Here is a 20,089-nt window from a genome sequence, read left to right on the forward strand (position 1 = left end):
TTATTTTTGCGCCAAACATAAATAAAATGATTGATTTAGATTACCTCGAATTCTTAGAAAATATATTAACAGATAATAGAAAAGCTAATTTTTTAAAAGTTTTAGAAAGCAGAACCAAGCATTTTACAGTTGCTGTCGAAGATGTGTATCAAATGCACAATACAAGTGCTGTAATGCGTAGCTGTGAAGTTTTCGGAATTCAGGAATTGAATGTTATTGAACAGCGTTTTGGAAAACGTATTGATAAAGAAATTGCTTTAGGTGCACAAAAATGGGTTGATATTAACCGATTTGATTCGGTTTCAGGATGTCTATCTGATTTAAAAAATAAAGGATATCAAATTATCGCCACAACTCCGCATGAAAAAGATTGTATGCTGGAAGATTTCGATATTACAAAGCCAAGTGCTTTATTCTTCGGAACAGAAAAAGAAGGATTATCTCAAGAAATTATGGACAACGCCGATGGTTTCTTAAAAATTCCAATGGTTGGATTTACAGAAAGTTTGAATATTTCTGTTTCAGCCGCAATTATTATCCAAAATCTAACAAATAGACTTCGCAGATCTGATATTGAATGGAAATTGACTGAAGAGGAAATTTTAGTTAAACGTTTAGATTGGGCTAAAAATTCTATTAAAGATATAAAACGAATAGAAGCGCGTTATTATCAAGATAATCCGAGGTAATTAAGTCGCAGTTTACTGTCTCAGTCTTGGGATTATAAACAGAATTTAAAATGAAAAGACCGATAGTTTAAACTATCGGTCTTTTTTATGGATTTAAAATAGTTGGTAAACTGTGACTGAATACCGAGACTGAATATTTAAAAAATTAGTTAATCAAAACCCAAGTTCCAGCAGCTATTAAAGCTTCAGCTTTTTTGTATTTCATTGTTTCTGTTTTACCAGTAGCAACTTCTTGAACTACAACAGTATCGTTTCTGTTGATTTTTGGCATATCTCTAACGATAGTTTCAGTAACCTGACGCTGTTGTGTTTCTCCAGCTTCACGGTTCATGCTTTCGCTGTTTGGAATTTCGTCTTTGCTTAACTGTAAATTTTCTTTTGGACGAACTACTTCTCTTGCTTCGTGGATTTCAGGAGTGTTTTGAGCTGGTAAATCACCTTTGAATAAGAATGAAATAACTTCTTTGTTAACATTGTCCAACATCGATCTAAACAAGTTGAAAGCTTCTAATTTGTAAATAAGCAATGGATCTTTTTGCTCGTGAACAGCTAATTGAACAGATTGTTTCAATTCGTCCATTTTACGTAAGTGTTTTTTCCAAGCTTCATCCACAATAGAAAGTGTGATGTTTTTCTCAAAATCAGCAATTAATTGAGCGCCTTCAGTGTCGTAAGCTTTTTGTAAGTCAGTAACAACATTTAAAGTTTTGATTCCGTCTGTAAATGGAACTACAATTCTTTCGAAATGATTATTTGGCTCTTCAAAAACTCCTTTGATAATTGGGAAAGCTTCTCTTGCGCTTCTTTCTGTTTTCTCAGTGTAGAACGCTAAAGCTTCTTTGTATACTTTTCCAGTAACTTCAATGTCAGATAATTTTAAGAAATCTGCTTCAGAAATTGGAGAGGTGATTCCGAAATAACGAATTAAATCAAATTCATATCCTTTAAAATTATTAGCTACTTTGTTGTTGCTTACGATTAATTCGCAAGTATCATAAAGCATATTCGCGATATCTAGTTTCAAACGCTCTCCGAACAATGCGTGACGACGACGTTTGTAAACTACTTCACGCTGCGAGTTCATAACGTCATCATATTCTAATAAACGTTTACGAACACCAAAGTTGTTTTCTTCTACTTTTTTCTGAGCACGTTCGATAGATTTAGTCATCATAGAATGCTGAATCACTTCACCTTCTTTTAATCCCATTCTGTCCATTACTTTCGCAACTCTTTCAGAACCGAATAAACGCATTAAGTTATCTTCAAGAGAAACATAGAATTGAGAACTTCCTGGATCTCCTTGACGACCAGAACGACCACGTAACTGTCTGTCTACACGACGAGAATCGTGACGCTCCGTACCCACAATTGCTAAACCTCCTGCAGCCTTAACTTCTGGAGATAATTTAATATCGGTACCACGACCAGCCATATTTGTTGCAATAGTTACAACTCCAGCTTTACCAGCTTCTTCAACGATTTGTGCCTCTTGCTTGTGCATTTTAGCATTCAATACGTTGTGTGTGATTCCTCTCATTTTAAGCATACGGCTTAATAATTCTGAAATCTCAACAGAAGTTGTTCCAATCAATACTGGTCTTCCAGCTTGTGATAATTCAGTAACGTCTTCGATTACGGCGTTGAATTTCTCACGAGTTGTTTTGTAGATGTAGTCTTCTTTGTCAATTCTTGCAATTCCACGGTTTGTTGGAATTTCAACAACGTCCAATTTATAAATCTGCCATAACTCGCCAGCTTCTGTAACCGCTGTACCAGTCATACCTGCTAATTTGCTGTACATTCTGAAGTAGTTCTGTAATGTTACAGTTGCAAAAGTTTGCGTTGCAGCTTCGATTTTTACGTTTTCTTTAGCTTCGATCGCTTGGTGAAGACCATCAGAGTAACGACGACCATCCATGATACGACCTGTTTGCTCATCGACAATCATAATTTTGTTGTCCATGATCACGTACTCAACATCTTTTTCGAATAAAGCATACGCTTTTAAAAGTTGAGTTAAAGTATGGATACGCTCGCTTTTTACACCAAAATCTTGGAATAATCTTTCTTTAGCTTCAGCTTCAGCGTCTTTGTCTAATTTTTGTTTTTCAATCGCAGCGATTTCTGTTCCAATGTCTGGTAAAACGAAGAAATCTGCATCAGTATCTCCAGAAAGGTATTTGATACCGTTGTCTGTCAATTCTACTTGATTGTTTTTCTCTTCAATCACAAAATACAAAGCTTCGTCAACTTTGTGCATTTCACGATTGTTATCTTGCATGTATTGATTTTCAGTTTTTTGAAGCAATTGTTTAATTCCTTCTTCACTTAAAAATTTAATTAATGCTTTATTTTTAGGTAAACTTCTGTAAGCTCTTAATAATAAGAAACCTCCATCTTTAGTATTTCCTTCTTTGATTAATTTTTTAGCTTCAGCTAAGAAACCATTCGCTAACTGACGTTGTTGTGCAACTAAGTTTTCGATTTTTGGTTTCAATTCGTTGAATTCATGACGATCTCCTTGAGGAACTGGTCCAGAAATGATAAGTGGAGTTCTAGCGTCATCAATTAATACCGAGTCAACCTCGTCGACAATAGCAAAATTGTGTTTTCTTTGAACAAGATCGCTTGGCGAATGTGCCATGTTATCTCTTAAATAATCGAAACCAAACTCATTGTTTGTTCCGTAAGTGATATCAGCATCGTAAGCTTTTTTTCTTTGTTCTGTACTTGGTTGGTGATTATCGATACAATCTACAGATAAACCGTGGAATTCGAATAAAGGTGCTTTCCAAGTACTATCACGTTTTGCTAAGTAGTCATTCACTGTTACTAAGTGAACTCCGTTTCCTGTCAAAGCGTTTAAGTAAAGTGGAAGGGTAGCCACCAAAGTTTTACCTTCTCCGGTTTGCATTTCGGCAACTTTACCTTCGTGTAATACCATACCACCAATTAACTGAACATCGTAGTGAATCATGTCCCAAGTGATATCTTTTCCTGCAGCATTCCATTTGTTTGCCCAGATAGATTTTTCACCATCAATTGTAATATAAGGTTTTGTAGCAGAAAATTCACGGTCTTTTGGAGTTGCCGTAACTTCAATATGTGAGTTTTCTTTAAAACGACGAGCCGTTTCTTTTACTACAGAAAATGCTTCTGGAAGTAATTCTAATAAAGTTTTTTCAGAGATTTCGTAAGCTTCTTTTTCAAGAGCATCAATAGCGTCATAAAGATCTTCTCTTTTGTCGATGTCTTCGATGTTTTCTACTTCCGCTTTAAGCGAAGCAATTTTAGCATCTTTGTCAGCTCTAGCTTCTTTAATTCTGTCTTTAAAATAAACGGTTCTTCCTCTTAATTCGTCGTTAGATAGACTCATTAAGGGAGTTTCGAATGTTTTGATTTTGTTTAAGTAAGGTTGTAAAGCTTTGACATCTTTTTGAGACTTATCACCCACAAAGACTTTAATAATACTATTTATGAAACTCATGATTTATTGTATTTCTTTATTATTTAATATGTATTTGAACCAAAAAAAAAGCCTCTGTGATGAGACTTTTTCCTTTGGTTTATTTTTTTAATATTCATCCTCATTCCAAAGATAATCTTCGTCTGTTGGATAATCAGGCCAAATTTCTTCCATTGATTCATATATCTCGCCTTCATCCTCGATTGACTGAAGGTTTTCTACTACTTCTAATGGAGCACCAGCTCTAATAGCGTAGTCAATAAGTTCGTCTTTGTTAGCAGGCCATGGCGCATCACTTAAATAAGATGCTAATTCTAATGTCCAATACATCTGTTATCTGTTTAGTTTGTGCAAAAATAAATTTTTTACTGAAAAAGACAAGTAAATTTTGATTTATTTTAATAAAATTTAAGAACGTCTCTTGTTAAATTCCAATTTTTAAATTTCAAATTCCAAAAAAGGAGCTTAAAACCTCCATTTTTAAAGCTTTTATGAAAAAAAAATAAATTCGAAGAATTTTTAGTTTTTCTTGGAATTTGGGATTTAGAAATTTGAATTTTAAGAAAATTTATTTTCTCGGAATCCATTTCACTTCCTCCGCTTTTAAGTCAAACGACAACTTCCGTGCCAAGACAAAAAGGTAGTCAGAAAGTCGGTTTAAGTACATAATTGCTATTTCTGGAACGTGTTCATTGTGGCTTAAATGTACCGCTAAACGCTCCGCGCGACGGCAAATACAACGTGCAATATGACAATGTGACACGGTAGGATGACCGCCTGGCAAAACAAAATGAGTCATTTGTGGAAGGCTTTCCTCCATTTTATCTATTTCGTTTTCGAGCAATTCAATATCCGAATCAATTATTCCGAGATTTTCTAATCGAAGTTTTCCATTTTTTAAAACTTCTTTTTCCTGTGGAGTTGCCAAAATGGCACCAACAGTAAAAAGTCTATCCTGAATTTCGATTAAAATGGTTTTGTAATGTTCGTCAATTTCCTGATCACGGATTAATCCGATATAAGAATTTAGTTCGTCAACAGTTCCGTAGCTGTCAATTCTAATATGGTCTTTGGGTACGCGAGTTCCTCCAAAAAGAGCTGTTGTACCTTTGTCGCCTGTTTTGGTATATACTTTCATTTTTTTTAAGATGCTAAGGTTCTGAGATACTAAGATGCTAAGTTTTTTTCCTGTGCGATTAAACGATTAACCAAATAAACGGTTAAACTTCTTTACGATTATCACTTTCAATTAAGCCGTCTCTTAAGCGTATTACGCGATGTGCGTATGCTGCGATATCTTCTTCGTGGGTTACTAGAATGACTGTATTTCCTTGTGCATGAATATCACCAAAAAGCTTCATGATTTCTACAGAAGTTTTACTGTCTAAGTTTCCTGTTGGTTCATCTGCTAAAATGATAGAAGGTTTGTTAACCAAAGCTCGAGCAACAGCAACACGTTGACGTTGTCCTCCAGAAAGCTGATTCGGCTGGTGATCCATTCGGTCTGCAAGATTCACTTGCGTCAGCACTTCTTTGGCTCGTGCAATTCTATCCGATTTTCCATAACCAGCATAAATCATTGGAAGCGCAACATTATCAAGTGCAGTTGTTCTAGGCAATAAATTAAAAGTCTGAAAAACAAAACCAATTTCTTTGTTCCTAATTTCGGCCAATTCATCATCTTTCATTTGGCTGACATCTTTTCCGTTTAAAACATAATGTCCAGAAGTTGGAGTGTCTAAACATCCTAATAAGTTCATTAAGGTAGACTTTCCAGATCCCGAAGGTCCCATTAGAGCAACATATTCCCCTTTTTTTATTTCCAGATTTATTCCTTTTAAAACATATACAATTTCGTTTCCTAAAACAAAATTACGTTTGATGTCAGTTATTTTAATTAATGGTTCAGCCATTTTGGTTTATAATTTTGGATTTAAAAGTACAAAACACTTTTCAATAAAAACCATTAGTAGTTGAGAAATGACTTTTGTTACAAATCAGATTTAATTTCTAATTTTTATCAAAGTGATATAAAAGTATAGTTTGAAGTTGTTATATGGTTTTGAAGAAATATTGTATAATTGTCATTATTTTGTTGTTTTTGTATATTTAATAGGTTTTGATTCTTAAAAATGTGGTAATAATGTAATTTTGAACGTCTTTGTTTTAAGTAAATTTGTTAGTGTATTAATTAAACAATCAAGATTATGAAAAATATTAAAATAGCTACAGGAATTGCATTATTAGCATTAAGCTTTACTTCATGTAAAGATGAAAAACAAGAAAAAGCACAGCGTACAATTGATTCGTATGTAACCTACGTCGATTCGGTTAAAAATGTAAAAGCTGATGATTTGAAAGAAAATTGGAATGCTGTAGAATCAGAATACGATAGAAGAGCAGCAGAAGCTGATGCAGCTTTGGCAGATATCAAAGACAATGCGGCTCAAACAGAAAAAATAAATACAAGTAAGGCAAAATACGAGAGTTTCAAAAATGAAATGACCACCCTTTTAGCCCCTCCGGCTCCAAGTCCTAAACAACAATTGAGAAATGCCTTGTTTGGTGAAGGAAAAATTGGAGACGATATGAGTTTTGCCTGGGTAAATGCTCAAAATATTCATAGTGTTTACCAACAGTTTGTTCATACAGTTGAGAATAATAAAGATAAGTACTCTCGTGAAGACTGGGATGAAATTAAAGTGCTATACGAAGCATTGGACAGCAGAAAAAACACTGTTGAAAAAGAAGGTTTAACAGCTTCTGATAATAGAAAAATTGCTGGTCTGAAAATTAAATTTGCACCTATGTATACTGTAAACAGAATGGGAGCGAAAGCAGAAGAAAACAAAGAAGCTAAAAAATAAGCTTTAAATATTTTGAATTAGATAAAAAAAGACAATCATTTCTGATTGTCTTTTTTTATGCTCGTATTATAAAATGTTCTTTCGGCTGTTCTCGCCTAAAGAAAACAAAACCCCATTGAAAAGTATCGATTGTTACTTTTACTTTTGGATGATTTTTTATGCTTTCCCAAGCTTCTTCCATTTCTTCTGACCAATGAATATCATCAAAAATCCAGACAGAATCGTTATCAATCGTTGGCAGTAAAAGATCAAAATAGGCAAGAGTTGCTCTTTTGGAATGATTTCCGTCAAAATAAATTAGATTGTAATTTGAAGCTTGCAGGTTTTCAGAAATTAAAAAAGATTCAAATTCTGAAATGACATTTTCAACATTTTTACAATCGAATTCATTTAGTTGATTTTTTGCAATACCAGCGGTATTAGGACAACCTTCAATTGTAATTACTTTTGCTTTTGGATTTCCCAAAGCTAAAGCTGAAGTTGCCAAACCTAAAGATGTTCCTATTTCAAGAATATTTTGAGGTTGAAAATAATTCGATACACGAAATAATAATTCTGCTCTTTTTGGGGAAATTCCCGCCGTTTGCGCAATTTTAGAAATCTGTCTTTTGTTTGATTTGAATACTTTTGAACCAGCACCAAAATCAGTTACTTCAATGAAGTTTTTGTTTTTTAAAAGAGCTTTTCTATAGTTTTTTAGAATTGCATATTCTGGTTTTGTTTTCTTGTCGTAAAAACATTTTGTTAGTAAACTAAAAACAAAAGGTGAGTGAACTGCATGTTCATTCTTAGAATCCCAAAGAAATTTTAGATAAGCTTTAATTTGAAACAGCATTCGTATTAATTATTTCGTCTTTTTTTAAACGAATTAGTTTACTGTAATTAATTTAATTTCAAAAATTAAAACAGAACCAGCTGGAATGTTTTGAACTTTATCAGCTCCGTAGCCTAAATGTGCAGGTATAAACAAAATTCCACTTCCACCTTCTTTAAAAAGTGGTAATGCTTCTTGCCATCCTAAAATTAACTTGTTTAGAGGGAAAGTTACATTTGTCTTGCTTTGATCAAAAACAGTTCCATTAGTAAGAGAACCTTTGTAAGTAACTGTTACGTTTGATTGTAAAGTAGGCTGTTTGCCTGTTCCTTCTTCCGTAATAATATAATGTAAACCAGTACTTGTTTTTACAGCTGTTAGATTATTTTTAGCTAGATATTCAGTGATTTCTTTTTCGTTTTCAACAGTGTAATCTAGTTTTTCCGGAATTCTTTGTAATCCTGAATCGTTTGAACAAGAAATAAAAAATGTCAGGATCGAAAATGCTACTAATAATTTTTTCATGTGGTATTTGTTTTTTTAAGTTTGTAAATATAAGGAAATTAGTTTTTAGTCGCGGTCTCAGTCTTCAGTTTGCTTATCAGTTGCATCCAAATTTGTTTGGGTTATTGATCATAAAATTAATTAGTTTTCCAATCTCTATACTTTTTATGTTTAGATGTTCAAATTTTTCTTTAGTAATATAATTACATTTTAATGAAAATTCTAGCCAAGTATTTGTTTCTGAGTTTTCGGCATCACTATCAGTTAATTTGCTTATGAAATGATTTACATATCTTCTTTTTCGATAAGATTCTGCAATATTTGCACAAACACTTCTTGATGATCTACGGATTTGATCTGTTAAAGAAAATTGCTCTTCTTTTGGAAATGTCTTAGATAATTCAAATATTTCCATTGCAAGTTCAAAAGACTTTCTGTATGCTAATAATTCTTTAAAATCCATTTTTTATTTTTTTACAAGAATAAAAAAAATAAAGAAAAAGATTACTTTTTAAAAAATAAAAATACGAGTTAATACATAAAAATGCTTGAAAACTGAGACTAAGACTAAGACTGAGACCGAAACTAAGACTAAGACTGAGACTGAGACTAAGACTGAGACTGAAACTGAGACTGAGACCGAAAACCTATAATTTACCCTTCAATTTTAGCAGAAAGCTCAAACCAACGTTCTTCCTTTGCATCAATTTTGTTAATTATGTTTTGAAGTTCGTTTGCTTTTTTCTCAATGTCGGCATCAGCCACTTTTCCGTCAGAGAATAATTGTTCGATTTTAGTTTTTTCGATTTCTAAATCTTTGATTTCTCTTTCGATTTTTTGATATTCTTTTTGTTCGTTAAAAGTCAGATTTCCAGTCGGATTATTTTGTTTCCAATCTTTCTTTTCTGCTTTGTTTTCTTCTTTTTGAGCAACATCGGCACTATCTTCATAAGCTCTGAAATCAGAATAGTTTCCTGGGAAATTTTCAATTTCACCTTGTCCTCTGAAAACAAATAAATGATCTACAATCTTATCCATAAAATAGCGATCGTGAGAAACTACTAATAAACATCCAGGATAATCTAATAAAAAGCTTTCCAAAACGTTCAAAGTCACAATATCCAAATCGTTTGTTGGCTCATCAAGAATCAAGAAGTTCGGATTCTGAATTAAAACGGTACATAAATACAAACGTTTTAATTCACCACCACTTAATTTTTCTACATAATCATATTGTTTTTTAGCATCAAAAAGAAAACGCTCCAATAATTGCGAAGCTGAAATAATTTTTCCTTTTGCAAGTGGAATATATTCTCCGTATTCCTTAATAATGTCAATTACACGTTGACCTGGTTTCGGATTGATTCCTGATTGTGTGTAATAACCCACTTTTATCGTATCGCCTTTTACCACACGTCCGCTGTCTGGTGGAATTGTTCCTGTCAGTAGATTTAAGAAAGTCGATTTTCCGGTTCCGTTTTTACCAATAATTCCGATTCTTTCGCCACGTTGAAAATCAAAGCTGAAATTATCCAGAATAACTTTGTCTTTGAATTTTTTAGAAAGTTTGTGAAGCTCGATAATTTTGCTTCCCATTCTTTCCATATTGATTTCAAGCTCAACTTTGTTTTCTTTGCGTCGGCTTTGTGCTTTTTCTTTAATAATGTAAAAATCGTCCTGACGAGATTTAGACTTGGTTGTTCTCGCTTTTGGCTGACGACGCATCCACTCTAATTCTTTTACAAAAAGGTTTTTAGCTTTGTCAATACTCGAATTTTCAGAAGTGATTCTTTCTTCTTTTTTCTGTAAATAGTAAGAGTAGTTCCCTTTGTATTGATATAATTTTCCGTTGTCTAATTCGATAATTTCATTACAAACGCGCTCCAAAAAGAAACGGTCGTGCGTTACCATAAACAAGGTAATGTTTTCTTTAGCGAAGTAACTTTCAAGCCATTCGATCATTTCCAAATCCAAGTGGTTGGTTGGCTCATCCAAAATCAATAAATCTGGACGGTTGATTAGAATTATAGCTAACGAAAGACGCTTTTTTTGTCCCCCAGAAAGATTTTTTACTTTAAGTTTAAAATCTTCCAGTTTTAATTTGAATAAAATCTGTTTGTATTGCGTTTCAAAATCCCAAGCGTTATGCTGATCCATTGCGTCAAAAGCTTTTTGGTAGGCTTCTTCGTCTGAAGGGTTTTCTAATGCTTTTTCGTAGGCTTCAATAATTTTAAGAGTTTCATTGTCCGAAGCGAAAATACTTTCTTCAATGGTAAGTTCATCTTGCAGATTATTGTCCTGAGACAAAAATGCCATTCTGATGCCTTTTCTTAAAACAACTTGTCCAGTATCTGGTTCGTCCAAACCGTTAATAATGCTCATAATGGTTGTTTTCCCAGAACCATTTTTAGCAATAAAAGCGATTTTTTGATCTTTGTTGATTCCAAAAGAAATGTTGTCAAAAAGGACTCTTTCTCCAAATGACTTTGATATATTTTCGACTGATAAATAATTCACAAGAATAAAATTTTTTGCAAAAGTAAACTATTATCTTACGATTTGCGAATTATTTATGGAGATACAAACCGAGAACAGAGCTCAAATCGTAATAATGAATTTGCTGTGGCACATTTATCACTGGTTTACGAACAAGAGCTTCATTGGTCAAAAAATAATGAAGACCGTTTTTAGTCGCAATTCCTTCAATTTGATGAAAAGGAAGTTTTAAATTGATTCGTCTTTTATTTCCAGATGTAAAATCCTGATTTTTGAAATCGTAAAGCAGGTATAAAAAAGGTTTTCCGATTTTGGTGTAACCGCACAAAACAATGAGGTTTTTATCTTCAAGATGGGTTGCTCCTGTTACTAAACCTTTTGTGTCTAGAGTCGATTTGAATTTTGCAACATGATTTCCAGCTTGATTTGGTAACGAATAAATATTCGTTTTAGATGAATTCCATTGTTTGGTAAACAAATAAATACTGTCTTTAGAAACAATAAAAGCTTCGCAGTCAAAATCGGTTTTGTTTGGTTTTGAAGCAGAAAAGTTGGTTTGGTCAGAATAGGTAAATGATAGGGTTTCAATTTTTGGTTTTTCATCCAAAAATGATTGTTTTTCTATTTTTAGGATTTGAAGATCTTTTCGGTTTCCAGAATAATTATTTCCGAAATCACCTATATATAGGTATAAATCGTCTTGTGCAATTTCTTCCCAATCATGATTAACAACGTCATTAAACACGATTTTTCTTTTGATTTTTCCTAAAGAATCTAAACCGTAAATAGTTTTATCATGATCGTCGTTATGTGTCCATAATAGATTTTTGAAAGTAATTAATCCTGAAGTTTCATGTAATGAATCACTTAATTGTACAGAATTTTCAGGTTTTAATTTTAAAGTTTTATAACTGCAACTTCCGTCATTTTGTAAAGCTTTCGGGTTGTAATTTTCGGCCTGAGGATCTGTGCATCCCGAAACTTGTGAATAACCGACTGTTGTGATTGCAAGGAAGAAGAAAAAAATTTTTATCATAATTGCAATGTTGTTTTTGTACAAGTTAAGAATAATTGTGAAAAACGACTGTAATAAATGTCTTTTGAAGAAGGAAGAAGACTTGTTTTAAAATTTAAAAAACTGATTGTTACTTATGACTTCCTTCAGATTTTCAAGATTTCCGATTTTTATTTTTTCGTCAAAAGAAGCAATATGTTTTCTGTGATGTACATCGGTTCCGCAGAAATCATACATTCCTTTTTTTAGAAGTTCATCGGCTATTTGGCCTATTTTCGAACCATAATATTCTACAGTCGACAACAGGTTCAACTGAAAAAGACATCCCGCATTTTTTAGTTTTTCGTATTCATTAAAATGATCATGATAAAAAACATAACGTTCCGGATGTGCCAAAACTGGAATATAACCAGCAACCTGTATCTCAAAAATGGTTTTGTATAAGTTTATTGGAGCACTTAAATATGATATTTCGACCAAGACATAATTGTCTTTTAAAGTAAGTAGTTTTTCTTCTTTAAAATGATTTTCAAACCAATAGTCTATAAAATATTCTGCCGATGCCTGAAAAGGGATCTCGATATTATTTTTTATTAATTCATTTTTAGTCTCGTCAAGCTTTGATTGAATTGTTTCTGGTGAATTGTTCCAAACAAAATGACTGATGTGCGGTGTTGTAATGATTTGAGCGATTCCCAATTCCTGAAAAGAACGGGTAAGTTCTACAGATTTTTCCAGATTTTTAGCGCCATCATCAATACCAGGCAAAATGTGAGAATGTATATCTACAAAATCACCATTAAGCAGTTCTTTTAAAATAGGTTTTGACTTGAAAAATGTAAACATGGGGCAAAAGTGTGTAACTCAAATTAATAGAATGCAAAATTACTGTAGAATTTCTAATAAGGCATTTTAGAATTATGTTATATTTGATTTTTAGTAAAAAAGTAAAAAATTATGAAAATAAAAGCGAATTTATTCAATCAAAGAATTGTTTCTATCGATGCTTTGCGCGGAATTACCATTTTTGTAATGATTTTTGTAAATGAATTGGCAAGTATTCAACAGGTTCCACAATGGATGAGACACATGCCTGCTGATGCAGATGCCATGACTTTTGTTGATTTAGTTTTTCCTGCTTTTTTATTTATTGTCGGAATGTCTGTTCCATTTGCTTTTAATGCCAGATTGATAAAAGGCGACAGTGCAAAAACAATTTGGACACATGCTTTAAAAAGAGCTTTGGCGCTTATAATTATTGGTGTTTTCATGGTAAATGCCGAATATGGCTATGATGCCGCCAAAATGATAATTTCTCCAGTTCTTTGGGCGCTTTTAGCTTATATAATGCCAATTCCGATTTGGAATAAATATCCTAAGAATTTTCCGGTTTGGTTAAAAAATGTACTTCAGTATGGGGCTATAACGGTATTGGTTGTACTTTACTTTTTGTATATTCAGGATACTGGAGAAAGAGGAATGACTCCAAAATGGTGGGGAATTCTGGGTTTAATTGGTTGGGCGTATCTTTTTACAGTGATTTATTACTGGCTGGTTTCAGGTAATTTATGGGCAATGATCGGATTTTTAGTTTTTTGCGTTGTGATGAATTCTTTAAATCTAACTGATAATTCATTTGTTCAAAATACTTCTTGGCTCAGTTTTATTGCAGGTCATCTCACGCATGCTGCTTTGGCATCTGCAGGAATTGTGATTTCCTTGTTGTTCTTTGATCGAAAAATAGAGAATAAAATCAATTGGACGGTAATTGGTTTTATCGTTTTCTTTTTTACAATCGGATTTTTTCTAAGACCCTTTTTCGGAATCTCCAAAATACAAGGAACTCCATCATGGACTATGATATCGGCAGGAATTTGTACCATTCTATTTTACTTTTTGTATTGGTTGATGGAAGTTAAAAAACAAACCAAATGGAGTGAATTCTTCATGCCCGCGGCCGCAAACCCTTTGCTGATTTATATTTTGCCTGGTGTTATTTATTATTTCTGTAAACTTATAAACTTCCATATTATTCCGGGGTATTTTAGAGTCGGAGTTCCAGGAATTATATGGTCTTTGATATTTTCGACCATTATGCTTTTTGTAATGAAAATCTTGAATAGGTATAAAATTCAACTTCATCTTTGAGTTGCAGTCTCAGTTTTCAGTCTCAGTTTTCAGTCTCAGTTTTCAGTCTCAGTTTTCAAATTTGCGACTGCGACTGAAAAATTATAGATATCCAAACTGCGACTGAGACTGAATACTGCGACTGAAAACTTTTTTAAAAATCTTACAAAATAAAATTCTAAATTTGTAAGTAATGGTTTTTAAGATGTTGTAAGTGAGTGGTTTAAAAATTACATATATTTTCTTGTTTTGTTTAATGGCTTCGTTTTGTTATGCTCAGAACGACAGCTTGACTATGGGGAATCGAGATATGTTAGATGTTATTCACAGGATTTTTGATAAAAATGATTCTATTAAAAAAGACCATCAAAAAAAGGTAGCATTCTCCTTGCTGCCAGTTCCAGTAGATGTTAATTCCAGTACAGGTTTAGTGGTTTCTTTTTTAACTACTTTTTATTTAGGTGAAAACCATCAAAAAACACGAATGTCGCAGGTGACTTTTTCGCCTTATTTCAGTTTTACCAAACAATATGTTTTTCCTGTTCAGTCCTATATTTATACAAACGAAAACAAATGGAATTTTACAGGAGATTATCGTTATATGATTTATCCTCAATTTACATATGGCTTGGGCGAACACGATTCAAAAGAAGAAATGTCAACACTAGATTATCAGCAATGGCGGTTTTATCAGTTTATTACGAGACAGATTGTGGGAAATTATCGTTTTGGAGTTGGTTTTCTTTTAGATAATTATAAAAATATTTCTGAAGAATCTTATATAGACGAAGAAACCGATTATTATCAATACATGAATGGTGATTTTTCAAATGAAACTTCGTTCGGATTTGCGTTTCAAGGACTTTACGATTCTCGGGAAAATATTATAAATCCCGAACAGGGTTTATATATTGAAGCCGATTTGAGAATTAATACAAGTGGAGTAGAAGGTGACAAATGGCAGTCTTTATATATTGATGCAAGAAAATATCATTCTTTTAGTAAAACAAAACATAGAGTTTGGGCTTCCAGAGCTTTTTACTGGTCTACATTTGGAGGAAAACCACATTATTTAGATTTACCAAGTATTGGCTGGGATCGCGAAGGAAAAACAGGACGAGGTTTTACTAAAAACAGATATAGAAGTAATGCTCTTATTTATTTTGAAACCGAATATCGAACAGATATTAGTCGAAATGGTTTTTTTGGAGCAGTATTTTTCACCAATATTTCGTCGGTTTCAAAATTAGAAACATATCAATTTAAAAAATGGAATCCAGCCGTTGGAACAGGAATTCGAATTAAATGGAATAAACGAAATGGAAGTAATTTGGCTTTAGATTACGGAATTAGTAAAAACGATTGGTCGCTTCGTTTGGGGTTATCGGAAAATTTTTAACTTTCGGGCAAAATCTACAAGATCAATTTTACATGCAATTATCGGTTATTATTCTGAATTATAATGTACGTTACTTTCTCGAACAATGTGTTTTAAGTGTTCAGGAAGCCATCGCGACAATCGATGCTGAAATTATTGTAGTGGATAATAATTCATCAGATGAAAGTGTTTTAATGATGAAGCAAAAATTCCCTGATGTAAAACTGATTGAAAACAAAGAAAATTTCGGTTTTCCAAAGGGAAATAATATTGGTGTTCGTCAAGCGAAAGGAAATTACATTTGTATTTTAAATCCCGATACCGTTGTTGCAGAAGATACTTTTGCAAAGATTTTGGCTTTCGCCGAAAGGCAAAATAATCTCGGAATTATTGGTTGCAAACTAATTGATGGAACAGGAGCATTTCTTCCAGAAAGCAAACGAGGCATTCCAACGCCTTGGGTCGCCTTCACCAAAATTTTCGGATTGTATAAAATCTTTCCCCAAACCAAACTTTTTAATCAATATTATGTACAGCATTTAAATGAAAATGAAACAGGAAAAGTGGCTATTTTGGTTGGTGCTTTTATGTTTTTAGAAAAAGAATTATACGAAGATTTAAAAGGTTTTGATGAAGATTGTTTTATGTATGCCGATGATATTGATTTGTCTTATCGTGCCTTGCAAAAACAAAAGTCAAATTATTACTTTCACGAAACTACAGTTCTACATTATAAGGGAGAAAGTACAGTAAAAGATGAAAAGTACATGAAGCGATTTCAGGAAGCAATGAATTTTTTCTATCAGAAGCATTTTAAGAAATCATTGTTTTTTACTTTTTTCATTCAAATGGGAACTTGGTTTTTTTCTTTTGTGAAAATGTTTCAGGGAAAAGTCAAAATTAAACCAAGTCCAGAATCGTATGTTTTTTATTCTTTAAATGAAGATTTGTCTGAAAAATTAGCCTTAACTTTAAAAAATAAAGTCAGCTTTTTAGAAATCCCCGAGGAAAAAATGGTAAATTCGTGCCTTGTTTTTAAGGGAAAAAAGGTGGAGATAATTTTGGATAATCAGTATGTTTCATTCAAAAAATGTATCAAAATCATAGAAACTCTTAAAGATAAGAGTATTACTTTTAAAATTTTACCCAAAAAAGCCAATTTTATTATTGGAAGCGATTCTCGAAATGATAGAGGTCAAATCGTAAAAATTGAGTAAAAAATTATATTAAATGTAATTTATATTTAAAATATTCAGTAATTTCGCAATCTGAAAATCAAAAACATCTTTTAGATTAACAATATGGCAAGATTTGAATTAAAGCTTCCGAAAATGGGAGAAAGTGTCGCTGAAGCAACCATCACCAATTGGTTGAAAGAAGTTGGAGACAAAATTGAAGCTGATGAAGCTGTACTCGAAATCGCAACAGATAAAGTTGATAGCGAAGTGCCTAGTGAAGTATCAGGGATTTTGGTTGAGCAATTGTTTGGTAAAGATGATTTAGTACAAGTAGGACAGACTATCGCGATTATTGAAACTGAAGGGGGCGATGCAACAACTACTGCAATAGATAAAGTTGAAGAAGTTGATGCTCCAGCAGAAGCTGTAGAAATTGAAAAAACAATCGAAGCGGTTAAAGAAACGGTAACAACTTCTCAGGATTTCTCAGGTTCAGAAAAATTCTTTTCTCCTTTAGTGAAAAATATTGCAAAAGAAGAAGGTATTTCTTTAAACGAACTTGAAAATATTGCGGGTTCTGGAAAAGACGGACGTGTAACAAAAGAAGATGTTCTAAAATATGTAGAAGATCGTAAATCAGGTTCTGTTCAGGCGCCTCAAATAGTTGAAGTAACTTCTCAAGTTGTTGAAACTGCAAAAGTAGAAGCTCCAAAAACTGTTGAGCCAGTTGCGCAAAAAAGCCAGCAAGCAGTTCCAGTTTCTATAAATGGTGCTGACGAAATTGTTGAAATGGACAGAATGCGTAAGTTGATTTCGGGTTATATGACGGCTTCGGTTCAAACTTCTGCTCATGTACAGTCTTTCATTGAAGTTGATGTAACTAATATTGTAAAATGGAGAGATAAAGTAAAAACAGCTTTCGAAAAAAGAGAAGGCGAGAAATTGACTTTTACTCCAATTATGATGGAAGCAGTTGCAAAAGCCTTGAAAGATTTCCCAGGAATGAATATTTCTGTTGATGGAGATTATATCATTAAAAAGAAAAATATCAATTTAGGAATGGCAGCGGCTTTGCCAAATGGAAATTTAATTGTTCCTGTAATTAAAAATGCAGATCAGTTGAATCTAGTTGGAATGGCAAAAGCGGTTAACGATTTAGGAAACCGTGCTAAAGCTGGAAAACTAAAACCAGACGATACACAAGGCGGAACTTATACAGTAACAAATGTTGGTACTTTTGGAAGTGTTTTCGGAACGCCAATTATCAACCAGCCGCAAGTTGGAATTCTGGCATTGGGTGCGATTCGTAAGGTGCCTGCGGTTATCGAAACGCCAGAAGGAGATTTTATCGGAATCCGTCAGAAAATGTTCTTGTCACACTCTTACGATCATAGAGTAGTTGATGGTGCGCTTGGTGGAAGTTTCGTAAAAAGAGTAGCAGAATATTTAGAAGCTTTTGATGTAGATAGAGATTTCTAAAAAATCGATTATAAAAATAAATTCAAATCCGATAGGTGTAAAAACTTATCGGATTTTTTATTTTGTAGGAAAAGAATTAAATGATGAGGTTCGGACTTATTAAGAGGTTATTTTTTAAAAGTTAAAATTGAGTAATTGAAAGCATTTTTCGACAAAAAAAATCAGAATAAAGGAGGATATTCGGCTTTAAAAATTACATTTGTAAACTTATAAAAATTAGAAATGGAATTAAAACTTAACAAGCCAATTTGCTTTTTTGATCTCGAAACAACGGGAATTGATATCGGTAAAGATAGAATCGTAGAAATTTCAATATTCAAAGTTTTTCCTAACGGAAACAAAGAAAGTAAAACCTGGCTGGTTAATCCAACAATTCCAATTCCTCCGCAGACAACTGCAGTTCACGGTATCACAGACGAAAAAGTGGCCAACGAACCAACTTTTGCAGAACTAGCTTCACATATTCATAATATGATTAAAGACAGTGATCTTGGCGGATTTAATTCAGATCGTTTCGATATCCCGCTATTGGCAGAAGAATTGCTTCGTGCAGGAGTTGATTTTGATATGAAAAATAAGGTTTCTGTAGATGTTCAGACGATTTTTCATAAAATGGAAGAACGTACCTTAAGTGCGGCTTTGAAATTTTATTGTGGAAAAAGTCTTGAAAATGCCCATTCAGCAGAAGCCGATACAATGGCAACTTACGAGATTTTAAAAGCGCAATTAGATCGTTATCCGGAGTTAGAAAATGATATGAAATCTTTGTCTGAATTTACAACACGTAAAAAGATTGCTGATTTTGCCGGAATGATTGCTTTTGATAAGGATGACGAAGAAATTTTTACATTTGGAAAGCACAAAGGTGCAAAAGTGGAAAAAGTTCTAGAAACAGAACCTGGTTATTTCAGCTGGATTCAAAATGCAGATTTTCCTTTGTATACCAAAAAGGTTTTGACAGCAATTAAATTAAGAAAATTAAACACGAAATAAGTTTCTAAGATGCTAAGTTTCTGAGATTCTAAGTTTTTAGTTTCTTAGTAACTTAGCATCTTAGTGTCTTAGAAACTAAAAAGAAATGAAAATTATTTGTGTCGGCAGGAATTATGCCAATCATATAGAAGAATTAAAAAACGAGCGTCCAAGTGAACCTGTTGTTTTTATGAAACCGGATTCTGCGGTTTTGTTGAAACAGCATCCGTTTGTAATTCCAGAGTTTTCTGAAGATGTTCATCATGAAGTTGAAATTATTGTGAAAATCAATAAAGTTGGGAAGTATATTGAATCAAAATTTGCTCATAAATATTACGATGAGATAAGTGTTGGTATCGATTTTACGGCGCGTGATTTACAGAGTAAATTGAAAGAAAAAGGACTTCCGTGGGAAAAAGCAAAAGCATTTGACGGCTCGGCAGTTATTGGAGATTTTTTGCCAAAAACTGATTTTGTTTCTATGGAAAACCTTAATTTTGAATTAAGAAGCAATTCTGAAACGGTTCAAAAAGGAAATTCAAGCATGATGCTTTGGAAAATTGATGAATTGATTTCTCATGTTTCTCAGTTTTTTACATTAAAAATTGGAGATATTATTTTTACAGGAACGCCTGCCGGTGTTGCAGCTGTAAAACCAAATGATGTTTTAGAAGGCTTTTTAGAAGATAAAAAATTATTCAGAATACAAGTAAAATAATGGCTTTAAAATACAACCTTTCGAAAGTGTATGCGCTTTCAGATAACGATCCTGAATTTGTAAATCAAATTTTAACCTTATTTGTTACAGAAGTTCCAGAAGATTTAAAACAAATCAAAGAAGGAATTAAGAAAAAGGATCATAAATATGCTTATTCCTATGCACACAAGATAAAGCCGACATTAGATTTAATGGGCTTAAATGTAGCATTTGAAGAAATTCTTCAAGTGGAAGCTTGGACAAAAGCAGAAGGCAAGAAAAAAGATATTATCGAAACTTTTAAAAGTATCAGAATACAAGTAAAAGAAGCGATTAAAGAAATTAAAAAAGATTTTGATCTTTAATGATAAAATTTGACTTATTCCTATTTGCTTGAATCAAGG

At 32.9% G+C, this 20,089-nt stretch carries 19 protein-coding genes; 9 read left to right on the top strand and 10 right to left on the bottom strand.

The window, feature by feature from the left end; translation table 11 throughout:
• The first annotated feature begins 26 nt into the window (after positions 1–26).
• Entirely contained in the window at positions 27–689 is a 663-nt protein-coding gene (locus NQQ59_RS15330; RefSeq protein ID WP_144218329.1) for a TrmH family RNA methyltransferase, read from the top strand.
• A gap of 145 nt (positions 690–834) precedes the next feature.
• Here the strand turns inward: NQQ59_RS15330 and secA are convergent, their stop codons facing one another.
• The 4 genes from secA to NQQ59_RS15350 all read right to left on the bottom strand — a co-directional run bounded on the left by secA (position 835) and on the right by NQQ59_RS15350 (position 6,071).
• Complete coding sequence (secA, locus tag NQQ59_RS15335) at positions 835–4,179, bottom strand: preprotein translocase subunit SecA (protein ID WP_144218331.1); 3,345 nt, start codon at positions 4,177–4,179, stop codon at positions 835–837.
• 87 nt (positions 4,180–4,266) lie between these two features.
• Positions 4,267–4,488, bottom strand: coding sequence for a DUF2795 domain-containing protein (locus NQQ59_RS15340; protein ID WP_007138072.1), 222 nt, complete (start codon positions 4,486–4,488; stop codon positions 4,267–4,269).
• Between the two features lie 238 nt (positions 4,489–4,726).
• Positions 4,727–5,296 carry a cob(I)yrinic acid a,c-diamide adenosyltransferase gene (locus tag NQQ59_RS15345; protein ID WP_144218333.1) on the bottom strand — a complete coding sequence of 190 codons (570 nt, stop codon included), beginning with the start codon at positions 5,294–5,296 and terminating at the stop codon, positions 4,727–4,729.
• An 82-nt stretch (positions 5,297–5,378) separates the two neighbouring features.
• Entirely contained in the window at positions 5,379–6,071 is a 693-nt protein-coding gene (locus tag NQQ59_RS15350; protein ID WP_144218335.1) for an ABC transporter ATP-binding protein, read from the bottom strand.
• Between the two features lie 294 nt (positions 6,072–6,365).
• On the opposite strand from NQQ59_RS15350, the gene NQQ59_RS15355 reads away from it, so the two are divergent.
• Positions 6,366–7,025, top strand: a complete 660-nt coding sequence (locus NQQ59_RS15355; protein WP_144218337.1) for a DUF6565 domain-containing protein — start codon at positions 6,366–6,368, stop codon at positions 7,023–7,025.
• Positions 7,026–7,080: 55 nt separating this feature from the next.
• Here NQQ59_RS15355 and NQQ59_RS15360 read toward each other — a convergent pair whose 3' ends face one another.
• The 6 genes from NQQ59_RS15360 to NQQ59_RS15385 all read right to left on the bottom strand — a co-directional run bounded on the left by NQQ59_RS15360 (position 7,081) and on the right by NQQ59_RS15385 (position 12,700).
• Positions 7,081–7,860, bottom strand: a complete 780-nt coding sequence (locus NQQ59_RS15360; RefSeq protein WP_144218339.1) for an O-methyltransferase — start codon at positions 7,858–7,860, stop codon at positions 7,081–7,083.
• A 33-nt stretch (positions 7,861–7,893) separates the two neighbouring features.
• Positions 7,894–8,364 carry an FKBP-type peptidyl-prolyl cis-trans isomerase gene (locus tag NQQ59_RS15365; RefSeq protein WP_144218341.1) on the bottom strand — a complete coding sequence of 157 codons (471 nt, stop codon included), beginning with the start codon at positions 8,362–8,364 and terminating at the stop codon, positions 7,894–7,896.
• Between the two features lie 76 nt (positions 8,365–8,440).
• The gene (locus NQQ59_RS15370) at positions 8,441–8,806 is read right to left on the bottom strand and encodes a four helix bundle protein (protein ID WP_144218343.1); all 366 of its coding nucleotides are present in this window, start codon (positions 8,804–8,806) and stop codon (positions 8,441–8,443) included.
• A 191-nt stretch (positions 8,807–8,997) separates the two neighbouring features.
• Positions 8,998–10,860, bottom strand: a complete 1,863-nt coding sequence (locus NQQ59_RS15375) for an ABC-F family ATP-binding cassette domain-containing protein (RefSeq protein ID WP_144218345.1) — start codon at positions 10,858–10,860, stop codon at positions 8,998–9,000.
• Between the two features lie 49 nt (positions 10,861–10,909).
• The gene (locus NQQ59_RS15380; protein ID WP_144218347.1) at positions 10,910–11,875 is read right to left on the bottom strand and encodes a T9SS C-terminal target domain-containing protein; all 966 of its coding nucleotides are present in this window, start codon (positions 11,873–11,875) and stop codon (positions 10,910–10,912) included.
• An 87-nt stretch (positions 11,876–11,962) separates the two neighbouring features.
• A complete protein-coding gene (locus NQQ59_RS15385; protein ID WP_144218349.1) occupies positions 11,963–12,700 on the bottom strand; it encodes a tyrosine-protein phosphatase in 738 nt (245 codons plus the stop codon).
• Positions 12,701–12,811: 111 nt separating this feature from the next.
• On the opposite strand from NQQ59_RS15385, the gene NQQ59_RS15390 reads away from it, so the two are divergent.
• The 7 genes from NQQ59_RS15390 to NQQ59_RS15420 all read left to right on the top strand — a co-directional run bounded on the left by NQQ59_RS15390 (position 12,812) and on the right by NQQ59_RS15420 (position 20,050).
• On the top strand, positions 12,812–14,002 hold the full coding sequence (locus NQQ59_RS15390; protein WP_144218351.1) for a DUF5009 domain-containing protein: 1,191 nt from the start codon (positions 12,812–12,814) through the stop codon (positions 14,000–14,002).
• Positions 14,003–14,195: 193 nt separating this feature from the next.
• The gene (locus NQQ59_RS15395; RefSeq protein ID WP_257698371.1) at positions 14,196–15,380 is read left to right on the top strand and encodes a BamA/TamA family outer membrane protein; all 1,185 of its coding nucleotides are present in this window, start codon (positions 14,196–14,198) and stop codon (positions 15,378–15,380) included.
• 32 nt (positions 15,381–15,412) lie between these two features.
• Positions 15,413–16,576: a glycosyltransferase family 2 protein gene (locus NQQ59_RS15400; RefSeq protein ID WP_144218355.1), complete on the top strand. Its 1,164-nt coding sequence runs from the start codon at positions 15,413–15,415 to the stop codon at positions 16,574–16,576.
• Between the two features lie 84 nt (positions 16,577–16,660).
• A complete protein-coding gene (locus tag NQQ59_RS15405) occupies positions 16,661–18,016 on the top strand; it encodes a dihydrolipoamide acetyltransferase family protein (protein ID WP_144218357.1) in 1,356 nt (451 codons plus the stop codon).
• Between the two features lie 222 nt (positions 18,017–18,238).
• Entirely contained in the window at positions 18,239–19,009 is a 771-nt protein-coding gene (locus tag NQQ59_RS15410) for a 3'-5' exonuclease (RefSeq protein ID WP_144218359.1), read from the top strand.
• Between the two features lie 85 nt (positions 19,010–19,094).
• Positions 19,095–19,706, top strand: a complete 612-nt coding sequence (locus tag NQQ59_RS15415) for a fumarylacetoacetate hydrolase family protein (RefSeq protein ID WP_144218361.1) — start codon at positions 19,095–19,097, stop codon at positions 19,704–19,706.
• On the top strand, positions 19,706–20,050 hold the full coding sequence (locus tag NQQ59_RS15420; RefSeq protein WP_144218363.1) for an Hpt domain-containing protein: 345 nt from the start codon (positions 19,706–19,708) through the stop codon (positions 20,048–20,050). Before NQQ59_RS15415 ends, NQQ59_RS15420 begins: the two co-directional genes overlap by 1 nt.
• The last annotated feature ends 39 nt before the right edge of the window (positions 20,051–20,089 follow it).

The sequence above is a fragment of the Flavobacterium panacis genome (assembly GCF_024649945.1).
In the GTDB taxonomy this organism is placed as follows: domain Bacteria; phylum Bacteroidota; class Bacteroidia; order Flavobacteriales; family Flavobacteriaceae; genus Flavobacterium; species Flavobacterium panacis.

Coding starts and splice junctions, on each gene's coding strand:
- NQQ59_RS15330 (WP_144218329.1), top strand. CDS start 27: ATGATTGATTTAGATTACCTCGAATTCTTAGAAAATATATTAACAGAT.
- secA (WP_144218331.1), bottom strand. CDS start 4,179: ATGAGTTTCATAAATAGTATTATTAAAGTCTTTGTGGGTGATAAGTCT.
- NQQ59_RS15340 (WP_007138072.1), bottom strand. CDS start 4,488: ATGTATTGGACATTAGAATTAGCATCTTATTTAAGTGATGCGCCATGG.
- NQQ59_RS15345 (WP_144218333.1), bottom strand. CDS start 5,296: ATGAAAGTATATACCAAAACAGGCGACAAAGGTACAACAGCTCTTTTT.
- NQQ59_RS15350 (WP_144218335.1), bottom strand. CDS start 6,071: ATGGCTGAACCATTAATTAAAATAACTGACATCAAACGTAATTTTGTT.
- NQQ59_RS15355 (WP_144218337.1), top strand. CDS start 6,366: ATGAAAAATATTAAAATAGCTACAGGAATTGCATTATTAGCATTAAGC.
- NQQ59_RS15360 (WP_144218339.1), bottom strand. CDS start 7,860: ATGCTGTTTCAAATTAAAGCTTATCTAAAATTTCTTTGGGATTCTAAG.
- NQQ59_RS15365 (WP_144218341.1), bottom strand. CDS start 8,364: ATGAAAAAATTATTAGTAGCATTTTCGATCCTGACATTTTTTATTTCT.
- NQQ59_RS15370 (WP_144218343.1), bottom strand. CDS start 8,806: ATGGATTTTAAAGAATTATTAGCATACAGAAAGTCTTTTGAACTTGCA.
- NQQ59_RS15380 (WP_144218347.1), bottom strand. CDS start 11,875: ATGATAAAAATTTTTTTCTTCTTCCTTGCAATCACAACAGTCGGTTAT.
- NQQ59_RS15385 (WP_144218349.1), bottom strand. CDS start 12,700: ATGTTTACATTTTTCAAGTCAAAACCTATTTTAAAAGAACTGCTTAAT.
- NQQ59_RS15390 (WP_144218351.1), top strand. CDS start 12,812: ATGAAAATAAAAGCGAATTTATTCAATCAAAGAATTGTTTCTATCGAT.
- NQQ59_RS15400 (WP_144218355.1), top strand. CDS start 15,413: ATGCAATTATCGGTTATTATTCTGAATTATAATGTACGTTACTTTCTC.
- NQQ59_RS15405 (WP_144218357.1), top strand. CDS start 16,661: ATGGCAAGATTTGAATTAAAGCTTCCGAAAATGGGAGAAAGTGTCGCT.
- NQQ59_RS15410 (WP_144218359.1), top strand. CDS start 18,239: ATGGAATTAAAACTTAACAAGCCAATTTGCTTTTTTGATCTCGAAACA.
- NQQ59_RS15415 (WP_144218361.1), top strand. CDS start 19,095: ATGAAAATTATTTGTGTCGGCAGGAATTATGCCAATCATATAGAAGAA.
- NQQ59_RS15420 (WP_144218363.1), top strand. CDS start 19,706: ATGGCTTTAAAATACAACCTTTCGAAAGTGTATGCGCTTTCAGATAAC.